Raw genomic sequence first — 13,586 nt, 5'->3', positions numbered from 1 at the left:
CATCATCTGATGACTTGATCGGACGGGGAAACGGTATGCGGGTGTACGCCATCACCGGAGGGACCAACGGGATGGGCCGGGCCCTGGGCCTGCTGCTGGCCCGCCGCGGGGACCGGGTCCTGGCCCTGGCCAGTGGGGAGGCGGGCGGGCGAGCGCTCCTCGACCGGGCCCGGGAGGCGGGGGCGGGCGACCGGGTCGACTTCCTGCGCGCCGACCTGAGCACCGTCGCCGGGATGAACGCGGCGCTGGCGGGTGTGCGCGAGCGCGCCGACCGGCTCGACGGGCTCGTCTTCGGCGCGCAGCGGTTCCGCCCCGTCCGCGAGGAGACCGCCGACGGCCTGGAGGCCACCTTCGCCCTGACCTACCTGAGCCGGTCCGTGCTCGGCCACGGACTGGTCGACCTGCTCGAACGCGGGGAGGCGCCGGTGATCCTCAACATCGCCGGCCCCGGCGGACTGCCGGGGCGCGTGCACTGGGACGACCTCCAGCTGACCCGGGGGTACACCGGGATGCGCGCGGCCATGCAGGGTTCGCGCTGCAACGACCTGCTGGGGGCGGACTTCCCCGCCCGCCACCCGGGGGCGCGCACCCGGTACGTCCTCTACAACCCCGGGTTCGTGCGCACCGGCATGGCCGACCCGCTGCCCGCGCCGCAACGGCTGCTCACCCGGGTGCTGGCCCGGGTCCTGGCGAGATCCCCGGAGGCGGCGGCCGCGGACCTGGCCCGGCTGCTGGACGCGCCCCCGGCCGAACCGGTCTCCGCGTTCCGCCGGAACACCCGGTTGGACCTGTCCGGCCCCGCCTTCGACCCCGGAGCGGCCGCCGGGCTGTACGCCCTCACCCGGGCGCTGCCGTTGGACGGCGGTCCCCCGGAGCGGGAACGGCACGTGTGACCGCCATCACCGGCGTGCTCCATCCCTTGGGACACAGGGCCTGCCGCTTCGCCCAGACGGCACTCGTGCCCCTTACCCGTGGCTTACAGTGCGGGGGTAGGGCGCCCGGGTAAGGGTCAGAGAACCGAGAAGGAGCGTGTCGATGTTCGACAGTGTCGTGGAGTGGTTCAAGGGCATGTTCGGCGGGGCGGCCGAGGAGGCCGTCCAGGGGGTCACGGACACCGTCCAGGGGTACGGCGAGGCCGCGCAGGGGTTCGGTGAGACCGCGCAGGGCTACGGCGAGACCGCGCAGGGGTACGGGGAGGCGGCCCAGGGGTACGGCGAGGAGGTCCTCGGCGGGGCCGCCGAGACCGCCCAGGGGTACGGCGAGGCCGCTCAGGGCTACGGCGAGGAGGTCCTCGGCGGGGCCGCCGAGACCGCGCAGGGCTACGGCGAGGCCGCCCAGGGGTACGGCGAAGAGGTCCTCGGCGGGGCCGCCGAGACCGCCCAGGGCTACGGCGAGGCCGCGTTCGGCGAGGCGGGCGAGGCCGTCCAGGGCTTCCAGGACCAGGCCGGTGCCGTCGGCGGGTTCGTGGAGGACCCGGGCGGCGCCGTCACCGACGCCGCCCGCGACCGCCTCATGGGCGAGGGCGGCTGACGACGTCCTGCCCGGCACCCCCGCCGGGCAGGGCGCGTCCCGCTATCCCCGTCCGGGACGCTCCGGACCGCCTCGCGCGGCCCGGACGGGCCCCGGGCCGTACCGGGCGCGCACCGCCGCCGCGGCCAGCGCGAGCAGGGCCGCCGCGCACAGCCACGCGAAGACGTCCCCCACCCGCGCGTACACCGTGGGGACCCCCTCCCGGGGGACGTGGGCCACCAGGAGCTGCCGTTCGGCGGTGTAGTAGTCCACCGTCGCCAGGGTCCGCCCCAGCGGGTCCACCGCGTTGGCCCGGCCCCGGCTCGCCTGGCGGACCAGCGACACCCCGTTCTCCACCGCGCGGAACACCGCGTTGCGCGCGTGCATCTCCTTGATCCCCTCCCAGGTGTTGGCGCCCACGAGCAGGATGTCCGCCCCCGCCGCGCCCGCCTGCCGGACCGTGCCCGGGAAGTCCCCGTCGTAGCAGATGACCGTGGCCAGCCGCCCAGCGGGCGTGTCCGCCACGGGCACCCGGCCGTCGCCGGGCTCGTACGGCTCCAGGATCGGGATCGGGTGGCTCTTGTCATAGGTCCACAGCACGGTCCCGGCGGGGTCGACGAGGACCATCTGGTTGCGCAGGTGCGGCGCCTCCTCGGTGTAGACCGACATCCCCGCGTTCACGTACACGCCGTGCCGGCGGGCGACCCGGGCGATGTCCTCCACGAGCAGGTCGCGGTCGGACTCCATGGTGAAGGCCGCCGACTCCGCCCAGACCACGACCTCGGCGCCCGCCTCGGCCTCGCGTCCGGTGGCGGCGAGCAGGTCGTCGTTGACGGCGGCGAAGCGTGCGCGCATCTCGGCGCGGTCGGCGGCGAGCAAGGCCTCCAGGGAGTCGTACTCGTGGAAGGTCGGCCGGAGCTCCTCCCAGGCGGCCTGGGAGGCGCTGACCCCGGCGACGCGCACCGTGTCGTCGGGGAGCGGGGAGAACACCAGGCGCGCCCCGCCCAGCGCGGTGACCAGGACGACCGCCGAGACGGCGGCGACCGCGGCGTTCCGGGAGGACCGGTCGGCCGCTCCGCGCTCCCACAGCAGGGCGGCGGCCGAGGCGGTCCACGCGATCAGGAGGCTCACCCCGTACACCCCGGTCAGTGAGGACACCTGGATCAGCGCCGTGTTCTCGGCCTGGGTGGCGCCCAGGACCCCCTGGATCGTGCCGAAGGGCGTGACCGAGGCGACCGCGAACTCCACCGTGACCACGGCGGCCGGGAAGACCGCGCTCGCCCACCGGCCGACACGGAGGTACAGGAGCCGGTCGAGGGTGTAGGGGACGGCGTGGACCAGGGCCAGGACGAGGGCGATCGGGAGGAAGGGCGGGGACAGCAGGTCGGCCAGGGCCAGCCAGACCGTCGTGGAGACGGCGGTGGAGGCCAGGGCGACGCCGAACGCGGCGAGGGGGCCGAACGAGCGGATGGAGCGGAGCAGCAGGACGGGGTAGAGCCAGGCGAGCAGGGCGATGTCCCAGGCCGCCTGCATGGCGAAGACGGACAGGAGGGTCCCGGCCGCCCAAAGGATCGCGCGGCGCACGGATGCGGAGTCCACGGATCTCCCTTCGGATCGGGTCTTCGGATCGGATGGTGCGGTGCGGCCCGGCCGGGGCTCCGCAAACGCTACGCCGCGCGCTCCCCCGTTCCCATGGGGGATCCCGCCCGGTCCCTACGGGATCCCGCGGCCCGAACTGCGGAGTCCCGCAGTACCGGTGCGGCCCCGGGGGCGGCTACCGTCCTAGGGCGTGCTCCGCGGATCATTCCGGGTCGCGGCCGCTCCCGGCATTCGGCGCAAGCGCCGAAACGCTCGAAGGCATCCACCGGGCATGCTCCAGGACGTGCCCCGCGGACGCCCCTGCGGCCCGGTGCCCGCGCCGGGGAGGGCCCGGGCACATCCGCGGGGCGAGGACCGACGAGGAGGAGGACCCATGGGCGGCGAGGACCGGTCGGCGCGCGTCTGGGCGCGGGCCGTGGCGGGCACCGCCCTGGGCGCGGCGTCCGCGGTGGTGGAGGCCGCGGCGCTGGTGCCGCTGCTCGTCCTGCTGCCGCTGGCCGCCGCCCGGCCCGGGCGGCGGTGGCTGCACCGGCTGCTGCGGCCGTTGGAGCGGGCCGAACGGTGGCGCCTGGCCGCCCTGTTCGGGATCGAGATCGTGGGCGAGCCCGGGCCGCTGCGCGTGTCGGCGTACCTGGCGGTGCGCTGCCCGGTGGGGCTGTTCGGCGGGCTGGTGCTGGGGTTCTTCCTGCCGTCGGGGGTCTACCTGGCGCTCTCCCCCCTGGCGGTGCTGGACGGCAATCCGGTGGCGGTCGTCCCGTTCGGGCTGGCCCTGGTGTACTTGAGCGTGCAGGGGATCGTGGGACTGGTGGGCACCGAGCGCTGGCTCGCGCGCCGGCTGCTGGGCCCCAGCCGCCAGGACCTGCTCCGGGAGCGGGTCGCCGAGCTCACCGCGTCCCGGGCCGGGGTGGTCACCGCCGTGGACCGGGAGCGCCGCCGGATCGAGCGCGACCTGCACGACGGCCTCCAGCAGCGGCTGGTCCTGGTGGGCATGGCCCTGGGCCGGGCCCGGCGCGACCCCGGCTCCGCGCGCGGCCGGGAACTGGTGGAGCAGGCCCACCGGGAGATGGGCAACGCGATCCGCGACCTCAAGGAGGTCGCCTGGCGGGTGTACCCGGCGGTGCTGGCCGAGTCCGGGCTGGCCGCGGCCCTGGACGGGCTGGCCGCCCGGTCGGAGCTGCCGATCCGGGTGTCCTGCCGGGTTCCGGCGGAGATCCCGCCGGCGGTGGAGACCGCGGCCTACTTCGTGGTGGCCGAGGCGGTCACCAACACGGTCAAGCACGCCGGGGCGACCCGGGTGGACGTGCACGTCGAGAGTGAGGGGAACGCGTTGGTGGTCCGGGTGAGCGATGACGGGGCGGGCGGGGCCGACCCGTCGGGGACGGGACTGTCCGGCCTGGCGGGCCGGGTGGGCGCGCTGGACGGGAGCCTGGCCGTGGACAGCCCGGTCGGCGGACCGACGACCGTGACGGCGGTGCTGCCGTGCGGGTGATCGTGGCCGAGGACTCCGCGCTGCTGCGCGAGGGCCTGGTGCGGCTGCTGGAGGACGAGGGCCACCGGGTGATCGCCTCCGTCGGGGACGCCGAGGCGCTGCTCGCGGCGGTCGCCGAGGAGGAGCCCGACGTGGTCGTGGCCGACGTGCGCATGCCGCCGACGCACACCGACGAGGGCCTGCGGGCGGCGGTGCGGCTGCGCCGGGAGCGCCCGGGGATCGGGGTGCTGGTGCTGTCCCAGTACGTGGAGCGGCGGTACGCGACCCGGCTGTTCACAGAGAACACCGGCGGGGTCGGCTACCTGCTCAAGGACCGGGTGATGGAGGTGGACGGCTTCCTCGACGCGCTGGAGCGGGTGGGCGCGGGCGGGGCGTCCTTCGACCCCGAGGTCGTCCGGCAGCTGCTGGCCGGCGGCGAGGGGGGCGGGCTGACCGAGCGGGAGCGCTCGGTGCTGGAGCTGATGGCGCAGGGGCACACCAACCCGGCGATCGCCGAGCGGCTGTTCGTCTCGGTGAGCGCGGTGGAGAAGCACGCCAACGCGATCTTCGAGAAGTTCGGGCTGGCCGCGACGCCGGGCTACAACCGCCGTGTGCTGGCGATCCTGCGCCACCTGGGCGCCTGACGGCGGCCCGCCGGGTGTTCCGGGACCCGGCGGGCCGCCCGCCCGAGAGGGCGCTCCGGCGGAGGGGATCAGCCGAAGTCCACGTCACTGCACAGGTAGTACACCTGGTCCTGGTGGGAGGCCTTCCAAATCGTGTAGACGATGTGGTGGCCGGTGTACCCCGAGGTGCTGACGTCGATCAGGTAGTCGTTGCCGGGCGGGTACTGGCCGGTCTGCTCGACCAGTTCCAGGTCGTCCCAGCCGGGGGCCTGCGTGGTCGGGTCGAAGCCCTGGCGGGTGACGTACACCTGGAAGTAGTCCGCCCCGTGCGACGCCTGGTCGTACAGGTGGATGGTGAAGTCGTCCTCCACCGGGGTGGTCTTCCAGGCGCCGGGCGTGTCGAGGGAGTCGTAGCGGCCGCCCTCGGTGTTGCCGCCGCTGCACAGGGTGCCGTCGGGCACCTGGCCGCGGTGGTCTCCGCCGACGTTGTCGCGGTACAGCCCGTTCCAGTTCCACATGGCGTTGGGGTTGTCCTGCCACGCCTGCCAGCACATGGGGTCTTCCTGCGCCATGCCGGGGTTGAGGTGGTCGTCGCCCCAGCGCTCGAAGCAGCCGTAGTTGCGGGAGGCGGGGTCGACCACGGAACCGTGCGCGGAGGCGGGCGCGGCCGTGGCGGTGAGGGCGAGCAGGGGCAGTGCCGCCAGCGTCAGGGCCCGGGCCGCCAGGGGGAGGCGGGGGCGGGCGGTGGTCGTTGCGGTGTTCTCGTTCATTGCGTCTCCGTCGGTCTCGGCCGGGTGGCCACACGACGGGGAGCGCTCCCACGCCGATTGTTACCCACCGGATCCGCCCCGAAACACAGCGCTCCGGAATTCCCTCGCCGCCGGGTGCCGGCCGGGGTTAAGGTGCCGGGACGACATCCCGACGGGAAGGGGCCGCATGAACGAGCACTCCGGACGACGAGCCCTCCGCACCGCCGCGGCCGGGGAGCCGACCCGCCGCTGACGGCCCCGGGGCCGCCACCGGCGCCCCCGCCCGGGGCGCGCCGGCGGTCCGCGGTGCCCGGTGTCCCCGGACACGGCCGGGCGGAAGGCACATGCGTGTTCTCTTCCCTCCGTGTCTCGGGAGTCCCCGTGTCATCGTTGTTCCCGTTCCGCCGCACGCGCGCCGGACGCCCTCCCCTGGGCCGCGACTTCACCCTCCTGTGGCGGGCGTCGGCCCTGACCAACCTCGGCGACGGCGCGCTGCTGGCCGCCGGCCCCCTGCTCGTCGCCTCCGTGGCGCCCTCCCCCCTGGCCGTGGCGGGCGCCGCGGCCGTGCAGACCGCGCCGCACCTGCTGTTCTCCCCCTTCGCCGGCGCCCTGGTCGACCGGCTCCCCCGGCGGTCGGTGCTGGTCGCCGCCGACCTGGCCCGGGGCGCGGTGCTCGCGCTGCTGGCCCTGGCCGTGCTGACCGGCGGGGCCCACCTGTGGACGGTGTACGCGGCGGTGTTCGCCCTCGGCGTGGGCGAGACCCTGGCCGACACCGCCTACGGTGCCCTGGTCCCCTCGGTGGTCCCCAGGGAGCTGCTGGGCAGGGCCAACGCCCGGCTGGCGCTGACGTTCTCGCTCAACAACCAACTGCTGGGGCCGCCGCTGGGCGCGGCGCTGTTCGCCGTGCTGTGGGCGCTGCCGTTCGGGTTCGACGCCCTCGCCTACGCCGTGGCCGGGCTGGTCGTGCTGCGCCTGTCGGTGCGGCCGCGGACCCCGGAACCCGAACGCCGCAACGGCGGCGGCCTGTGGGCGGACACGCTCGGGGGCCTGGTGTTCGTCGGCGGCGTCCCGGTGCTGCGCACGCTGACCGGCTGCATCCTCGTCATGAACCTGACCGGGGTGGGCGCGTTCTCGATCTGGGTGCTGTACGCCCGCGAGCACCTGGGGCTGTCGGAGGCCGGGTTCGGCCTGTTCATCGCGGCCGGCGCCGTCGGCGGGGTGGTGGGCTCGCGGGTGTACGGGTTCTGGGAGCCCCGGGTGGGGCGCGCGTTCCTGCTGCGCTGGGGGTTGGTACTGGAGGCGGCGACCTACGCGGCGCTGGCCCTGGTCGCGAGCCCGTGGGCGGCCGGGGCGGTCATGGCCCTGTTCGGCGTGCACGCGGTGGTGTGGGGGACGGCCGCGGTGACCGTACGGCAGTCGGTCACACCCGACGGCCTGCTGGGCCGGGCGGCCGGGGTGTACCGGTGGGCCGACCTGGGCGGGGCGGCGCTGGGCGCGGTGCTCGGCGGGGCGCTGGCCCAGACGCTGGGACTACTGGCGCCGTTCTGGGTGGCGGCGGCCGCGGTGGGCGTGCTGGCGGCGGTGGCCTGGCGGCCCCTGGGCGCGGCCGACGCGGAGCCGGCGGCGGGGAATTCGGGACGGCGTTCCTGAAATAAGTCGTTCATATGGTGTTTACATATCACCATTGGCGGGTTACTTTTCTGGCACGCCGCCGGAACCCACCGGGCACCGGCGCGGAAGGCCCGGCGGCGTGCCATTGTCCGTCCTTTCACCAACCCGCTCACGGCACGATTGGGAGCGCTCCCGAACCCCCGATCGCACCCCTTCCTTTCCCTTTCCCCTTTCACCCCCGGAGACCGTTCCCCGGCTCCGCAGGACGCCCGCCTCCTCGCCGGGGCGGGCGTCCGTTCCATCCGGTCCTGGGATGATGGGTGCCATCCGAGGTGGAAGGGGCGAACGTGGCGAACCCGGTGGAGACCGACACCGTCGTCGTCGGTCTGGGAGCGATGGGTGCCCAGACCCTGTGGAGACTGGCCCGGCAGGGGGTCGACGCCGTCGGGGTCGAGCGGTTCGCCCCCGGCCACGACCGCGGCTCCAGCCACGGCGAGTCCCGCATCATCCGCACCGCCTACCTGGAGGGCGAGGAGTACGTCCCGTTCGTGCGGGCCGCCTGGCGGGCCTGGGCCGAACTGGAGGAGGCCTCCGGGGAGCGGCTCGTCCACCGCACCGGGGCGCTCATGCTGGGCGCCCCCGACAGCGCGGCGGTGGCCGGCTCGCTGGCCGCGGCCGCCCGGCACGGGCTCGCCGTGGAGCACCTGTCCGGCGCCGGCCTGGCCGAACGCTTCCCCCAGCACGCGGTGCGCCCCGGCGAGGAGGGCGTCTTCGAGGAGGAGGGCGGAGCCGTCCTCCCCGAGGCGGCGATCCTGGCCGCGGTGCGGCTGGCCCGCGCCCACGGGGCCCGCGTGATGACCGGCACCGCCGTCACCCGGATCGAGCCCGACCCCGACCGCCCCCGCGTGTTCGCCGGCGACACCGAGATCCGCGCCCGGCGGGTGGTCGTGACCGCCGGGGCGTGGCTGCCGACCCTGCTGCCCTCCCTGGCCGGGCTCGGCGGCGGTATCCGGGTGGAGCGGCGGGTGCTGGGCTGGTTCCGGCTCACCGGGGACGCCCCGCCGCACGCCGCGGGCCCGGTCTTCGCCCGCGACGAGCCCGACGGCACCCTCTGGTACGGCTTCCCGAGCCTGGACGGGCGCACCGTGAAGATCGGCGTGCACGCCGAGGCCCCCGGCGCCCCGCACCGTCCCGGGTCCCAGTGGGGCGAGCCCGTCGACCCCGACGCGGGTCCGCGCGCCCCCGACGCGGACGACGCCCGCCGCCTCGGCGAACTCACCGCCGGGCTGCGCGGTGTCGAGCCGCTGCCCGAGCGCATGGCGGCGTGCATGTACACGATGACCTCCGACGAGCACTTCGTCATCGGCCGCCACCGCGACCTGCCCGGCCTGGTGGTCGCCGGGGGGTTCTCCGGGCACGGGTACAAGTTCGCCTCCGCCGTGGGCACGGCCCTGGCCGACCTGGCGCGGGACGGTGCGACCGCGGTGCCGGTCTCCATGTTCGACCCGCACCGCTGGGACACCGGGCGGCCGTGACCCGCGGGAGGGGGCCGTGCGATCATCTCCCCCAGCGCGGCGCGAGCGCACCCTCCCCGTCCCACCCCCGGAAGGACCCCCGAATGCAGAACACCACCCGGCGGACCGCGCTCGTCACCGGCGCCTCCTCCGGCATCGGCCGTGCCGTCGCCGCCGACCTGGTCCGGCGCGGGTACCGCGTGTACGGGACGAGCCGCAGGCCCGAGGCGGTCGCCGACCCCGTGGCCGGGGTGGAGTACCTGGCGCTGGACCTGACCGACGCGGACTCCATCGCGGCCTGCGCCGCGGCGGCCGGGGACGTGGACGTGCTGGTCAACAACGCGGGCGAGAGCCAGAGCGGGCCGCTGGAGGAGCTGCCCATGGACGCCCTGGAACGGCTGTTCCGCCTCAACGTGTTCGGTGCGGTGCGGCTCACCCAGCTGCTGCTGCCGGGGATGCGCGCGCGCCGGTACGGGCGGGTGGTCATGGTCGGGTCGATGCTGGCCAGCTTCCCGCTGGCGCACCGGTCCTCGTACGTGGCGTCCAAGGCCGCGATCAAGGGGTTCGCGGACGCGCTGCGCCGCGAGGTCTCCCCGTACGGGATCGGGGTGGCCACCGTGGAGCCCGGTTCCATCAACACCGGCATCAGCGAGCGGCGCACCCAGTACCTGCGCGAGGGCTCCCCCTACACCGGCGACTACCGCACCATGCTGGCCGCGCTCAACGCCAACGAGGCGGCGGGCATCCCCGCGGAGACGGTGTCCCGCACCGTCCTGCGGGCGATCGAGGACGCCCGGCCGCGGCCGCTGTACGCGGTGGGCAGCAACGCGCCGCTGGTGTTCGCGCTGCGGCGGCTGATGCCGCGCTCGGTGGTCCTGGGCATGGTCGCCCGTAGGCACGGCCTGCGGTGAGCCGGGCGCCCGTCCGGGGCGCCGCGCCGTGCCGCCGCGCCGGGGGACCGCGCGACCTCTCCGGAGAACGGTAAGCGGGTTGAAAGCGGGACGCCGGAGAATCGGCTGCGAGGCAGGGCGCGAGGCGGCAGGCGACCACGAGAACGCCACAGGACGGAACCACGACCAGTACGCTCCGCCGGAGGGCCGGACCCTCCGGCGGTGACCGGTCCCCTCAGGACCCGAGCCGTCGCCGCCACCAGTCGGGGATGTGCTCGGGGGCGCGGGGGAAGCAGCGGAAGTCCAGGACGTAGTGCCCGTCGTGGGTCCTGCGCCCGAAGCCCGGCTCGGAGTCGCGGTCGTAGGAGAAGGTGTACGCCCCGTCCGGCTCCACGGTGACATCGGCACGGAACCACGTGCCTGTCCCGGGCTCGTACATGCCGCGGCGCAGTCGCGCCAGGGGCGCGGAGACACGGGCGGGAACGGTGAGGCGGCGGGCGCCCCCGGCCACAGCGTGCACCCCGACGCGTCCGCCCAGCAGCACCGCGAACCCCCGGACGCCGGCGCCCGCGGCCCCCTCCGCGAAGGCGGCGGCGACCTGCGCCTCCAGCGTCTCGCGCTCCCCGGGGGCCAGGGGGATCCAGGCCCCGCCCGGGGCGGTCTCCAGGCCGTCGGGCAGGTCGTTCCCCCGGTGCCGCTCATCGAGGGGGTGGCGCCAGGCCGGGGCGCGCCGCTCCAGGTCCCGCAAGAACGTGCTCCCCGCCGCCTGCGCGCTCGCGGGTTCCCAGCCGCGGCCGTCGGCGGGGAACCAGGAGGGCCAGTGGTCGTACGCCCGGAGCACGCAGGCCCCGGCGGGGCCGACCTCCAGGCGCAGGAAGCACCAGCCGCCGTGCTCGGGGTGGAGTTCCGCCTCGTAGAGGGCGTTGAGCAGGGTCATGGGCTCGGTGAGCGGCGAGCGCCGGGCCAGCGGCTCGGGGCCGCTCACGGCGAAGCCCCAGTTCCGGCCGATCCGCTCGTGGAGGAGGACGGCGGTGCCGCCGGGCGCGTTCGCGCGCGTCCAGGCGACCAGGGCGTCCAGAGCGGGCGAGGGCCCGGGGACCGGACGGCCGGGGATCTCCGCGCGGCGGCGCAGGTCGTCGCCCAGCCGCAGGGAGACCATCGCCTCGTAGTCCTCCAGCAGGCGCGTCCGGACCGGGGCCGCGGAACCCGCGGGGAGGGCGGGAGGGGTGCTCCCGGGGGTCAGCCCGAGCCGGGCGGCCGTGGACAGGGCCGTCGGGGCGTCGAGCCCGCCGCGGTACCCGGGGCGACGGGCGTACAGGGCCAGGGCGCGCTCGACCACATCCCCGGTGATCCCAGCGGTCCGGGCCCGGGCCGACAGGTCGGCGGCCAGGGCGTCCGGTTCCGGGTCGGGGCCCGCGGGGAGCCCGAGCCCGGCCGCGATCCTCGCCCGGACGGCCGCGTCGTCGGCCAGGTCCCCGAGCAGGCGGGACAGGCCGTCGTCCTCCACCCGGTCGTCGTAGGCGACCCGGTCCCAGACGGCGCCGTCCCACCAGTAGGCGAGGCCCGGCGGGCGTTCGGCCTCGTTGTCGGCCAGCCAGGCCCAGGGCAGCCAGCCGGGGGCGCCGTCCAGCGGGTCCACGCCCATGTAGAGGTGCTCGTCGCAGGAGCGTTCCGTGCCCGTGAGAACGGCTCGGCCGCCCGCCACCGGGACCAGCTCCCAGCGGCTTCCGCCGTGGTCGTCGAAGCGGATGACACCGTCCTCGTCCGCGGTGTACCGGGTGCCCGGGGACAGGGCCGCCAGCAGGGCGGCGCGCGCCCACAGGTCGGGCAGCGGGGGCAGGTCCCCGGCGCGGCCGGGGCGGTGGAAGGCCATGGAGATCCTCGGTGGTCCGGGGTGCAGGGGCGTCGGCCAACGTACACCGGCGGGGGCGGCGCGGGGGCGGGGGCGGATGGCCGTAGGTTGGGCGTACAGATCGCCGACAACCGTGGAGGTGCCGCGTGAGCGTCGTCAAGTTCAACGTCCTGACCGTCCCGGAGGGTGCCGGGGCCACGCTGGAGGAACGGTTCGCGAACCGCGCGGGCCTGGTGGAGGGGCAGCCCGGGTTCGAGGAGTTCCAGCTGCTGCGCCCGGTGGAGGGCACCGACAAGTACCTGGTGTACACCCGGTGGCGGTCCCAGGAGGACTTCGAGAACTGGCTGAAGAGCCGGGAGTTCCGTCAGGGGCACGCCCAGGCCGCCGCCGACGCGGGCCGCACCGGGCACGGGCACGGCCATGGCCACGGGCACGGCGGTCCCGCCGCGACCGGCAGCGAGCTGTGGGGCTTCGAGGTGATCCAGCGCGTCTCGGCGAAGGACGAGGGGTGACGGGGCCGGGGCGTGACCGTCCCCGGGTGCCCGCCCCGCGCGGGCACCTCCCCCTCCGACCACTTGGCGGCGGCGCGCGGCTCCCGTGATCCCGCCGAGCTGCGCCGCCTGGCGGCCACGCCCTATCCGTTCGTGTGGCAGGCCCTCGCGGAGAACCGGCGCACACCGGCGGACGCACTGGCGCTGCTGGCACACGCCCGGTCGGACGAGTGGAACCACCACCGGTTGCTGCGCCTGTTGGCCGAGCACCCCGGGGCCGACGGCGAGGTGCTCGGCGCCGTCCTGCGGGCCGTCGCCGCATCCCTGTCAGCGGGTGCCCGGCCCTACGGCGCCGCGCTCGCCCTGGCCGGGAACCCCCGGGTGGACCCGGACGGGGTCGCGGCGCTCGGAGCCCTGCGCGGGGCCTCCGCACGGCTGCGGCGGGGGCTGCGCGGACGGCTCGCGGTCAGGGGTTCCGCGGGGCCCGGGCCTCGATGAGGAAGCGGGTCGTGGTGGCGGTGAAGGAGCCCTCGCGTTCGATGTGGTCGTGCATGGCGCGCAGCCGGTCGAGGTACTTCTCCACCGTGAAGTCCGGGACCATCCACACGACCTTGCGCAGGAAGTAGACCACCGCGCCGACGTCGAAGAACTCGGTGTGCAGCTCCTCCAACCGCAGGTCCACCACCTCCAGCCCCGCCGCCTCGGCGGCGCGGCCGGCGTGGTCGGGGCTGCGGTTCGCCCGGACCTCCTCCGGCTGGGGGCCGAGGAAGAACTCCACCACCTCGAACACGCTCGCCGGGCCGACCTCCTGGGACAGGTAGGTGCCGCCCGGGGCGAGCACCCGGGCGATCTCGGGCCAGTTCGCGGCCACCGGGTGGCGGGAGACCACCAGGTCGAAGGCGTCGTCCCCGAACGGCAGGGGATCGGTGTCGGCCGCGGCGACCACCACCGCGCCCAGGGGGTGCAGCAGCCGGGTGGCCCGGGCGACGTTGGGCGGCCACCCTTCGGTGGCGACCGTCAGCGGCGGCCTGCGCGGGACACCCGCCAGGAGCTCCCCTCCCCCGGTCTGCACGTCCAGGGCGGCACTCGCCCGCGCCATGCGTTCGGCCACCAGGCGGTGGTAGCCCCAGGAGGGGCGCTGTTCTGTGGCGCGGCCGTCCAGCCAGGAGAAGTCCCACCCGGCCACGGGTGCGTCGGCGGCCTCGGCCACCAGGTCGTCGAAGGTGCTCATGGAGGCATGTTCACATCCGGGACCGTCCGCGGCCAGCCGGTTTTCCGCG

The 13,586-nt window shown here is 75.7% G+C and carries 13 protein-coding genes; 9 read left to right on the top strand and 4 right to left on the bottom strand.

Features of this window, described 5'->3' with window-relative positions; all coding sequences use genetic code 11:
• Positions 1–35: 35 nt before the first annotated feature.
• Together KGD84_RS07130 and KGD84_RS07125 are read left to right on the top strand one after the other, a co-directional pair.
• Complete coding sequence (locus KGD84_RS07130; protein ID WP_220559471.1) at positions 36–893, top strand: SDR family NAD(P)-dependent oxidoreductase; 858 nt, start codon at positions 36–38, stop codon at positions 891–893.
• A gap of 142 nt (positions 894–1,035) precedes the next feature.
• Positions 1,036–1,530, top strand: a complete 495-nt coding sequence (locus KGD84_RS07125) for a hypothetical protein (protein WP_220559470.1) — start codon at positions 1,036–1,038, stop codon at positions 1,528–1,530.
• A gap of 42 nt (positions 1,531–1,572) precedes the next feature.
• On the opposite strand, the gene KGD84_RS07120 is transcribed toward KGD84_RS07125, so the two are convergent.
• Positions 1,573–3,108: an apolipoprotein N-acyltransferase gene (locus KGD84_RS07120; protein ID WP_255646363.1), complete on the bottom strand. Its 1,536-nt coding sequence runs from the start codon at positions 3,106–3,108 to the stop codon at positions 1,573–1,575.
• Positions 3,109–3,481: 373 nt separating this feature from the next.
• Here KGD84_RS07120 and KGD84_RS07115 point away from each other — a divergent pair, with 373 nt between their 5' ends.
• Both KGD84_RS07115 and KGD84_RS07110 read left to right on the top strand, forming a co-directional pair.
• The gene (locus KGD84_RS07115; protein WP_220559469.1) at positions 3,482–4,597 is read left to right on the top strand and encodes a sensor histidine kinase; all 1,116 of its coding nucleotides are present in this window, start codon (positions 3,482–3,484) and stop codon (positions 4,595–4,597) included.
• Complete coding sequence (locus KGD84_RS07110; protein WP_220559468.1) at positions 4,588–5,220, top strand: response regulator transcription factor; 633 nt, start codon at positions 4,588–4,590, stop codon at positions 5,218–5,220. The genes KGD84_RS07115 and KGD84_RS07110 overlap by 10 nt, the downstream gene beginning before the upstream one ends.
• Before the next feature lie 68 nt (positions 5,221–5,288).
• Here the strand turns inward: KGD84_RS07110 and KGD84_RS07105 are convergent, their stop codons facing one another.
• Positions 5,289–5,969 (bottom strand): lytic polysaccharide monooxygenase auxiliary activity family 9 protein, encoded by a 681-nt coding sequence (locus tag KGD84_RS07105; protein WP_220559467.1) that lies wholly within the window; start codon positions 5,967–5,969, stop codon positions 5,289–5,291.
• A 360-nt stretch (positions 5,970–6,329) separates the two neighbouring features.
• On the opposite strand from KGD84_RS07105, the gene KGD84_RS07100 reads away from it, so the two are divergent.
• The 3 genes from KGD84_RS07100 (at position 6,330) to KGD84_RS07090 (ending at position 9,984) form a co-directional block, all read left to right on the top strand.
• Positions 6,330–7,598, top strand: coding sequence for an MFS transporter (locus tag KGD84_RS07100; protein ID WP_220559466.1), 1,269 nt, complete (start codon positions 6,330–6,332; stop codon positions 7,596–7,598).
• 308 nt (positions 7,599–7,906) lie between these two features.
• Complete coding sequence (gene solA, locus KGD84_RS07095; RefSeq protein ID WP_220559465.1) at positions 7,907–9,094, top strand: N-methyl-L-tryptophan oxidase; 1,188 nt, start codon at positions 7,907–7,909, stop codon at positions 9,092–9,094.
• A gap of 83 nt (positions 9,095–9,177) precedes the next feature.
• Positions 9,178–9,984 carry an SDR family NAD(P)-dependent oxidoreductase gene (locus tag KGD84_RS07090; protein WP_220559464.1) on the top strand — a complete coding sequence of 269 codons (807 nt, stop codon included), beginning with the start codon at positions 9,178–9,180 and terminating at the stop codon, positions 9,982–9,984.
• Between the two features lie 214 nt (positions 9,985–10,198).
• Here the strand turns inward: KGD84_RS07090 and KGD84_RS07085 are convergent, their stop codons facing one another.
• Positions 10,199–11,836 (bottom strand): hypothetical protein, encoded by a 1,638-nt coding sequence (locus tag KGD84_RS07085; RefSeq protein ID WP_220559462.1) that lies wholly within the window; start codon positions 11,834–11,836, stop codon positions 10,199–10,201.
• A gap of 125 nt (positions 11,837–11,961) precedes the next feature.
• Here KGD84_RS07085 and KGD84_RS07080 point away from each other — a divergent pair, with 125 nt between their 5' ends.
• Both KGD84_RS07080 and KGD84_RS07075 read left to right on the top strand, forming a co-directional pair.
• Positions 11,962–12,327 (top strand): antibiotic biosynthesis monooxygenase family protein, encoded by a 366-nt coding sequence (locus KGD84_RS07080; RefSeq protein WP_220559461.1) that lies wholly within the window; start codon positions 11,962–11,964, stop codon positions 12,325–12,327.
• A 12-nt stretch (positions 12,328–12,339) separates the two neighbouring features.
• Positions 12,340–12,804 (top strand): hypothetical protein, encoded by a 465-nt coding sequence (locus KGD84_RS07075; protein ID WP_220559460.1) that lies wholly within the window; start codon positions 12,340–12,342, stop codon positions 12,802–12,804.
• On the opposite strand, the gene KGD84_RS07070 is transcribed toward KGD84_RS07075, so the two are convergent.
• Positions 12,773–13,537 (bottom strand): class I SAM-dependent methyltransferase, encoded by a 765-nt coding sequence (locus KGD84_RS07070; protein ID WP_220559459.1) that lies wholly within the window; start codon positions 13,535–13,537, stop codon positions 12,773–12,775. The genes KGD84_RS07075 and KGD84_RS07070 overlap by 32 nt on opposite strands.
• Positions 13,538–13,586: the final 49 nt, after the last annotated feature.

It is taken from the genome of Nocardiopsis changdeensis (assembly GCF_018316655.1).
Taxonomy (GTDB): domain Bacteria; phylum Actinomycetota; class Actinomycetes; order Streptosporangiales; family Streptosporangiaceae; genus Nocardiopsis; species Nocardiopsis changdeensis.
This window is presented reverse-complemented; position numbering and strand designations above follow the sequence as displayed.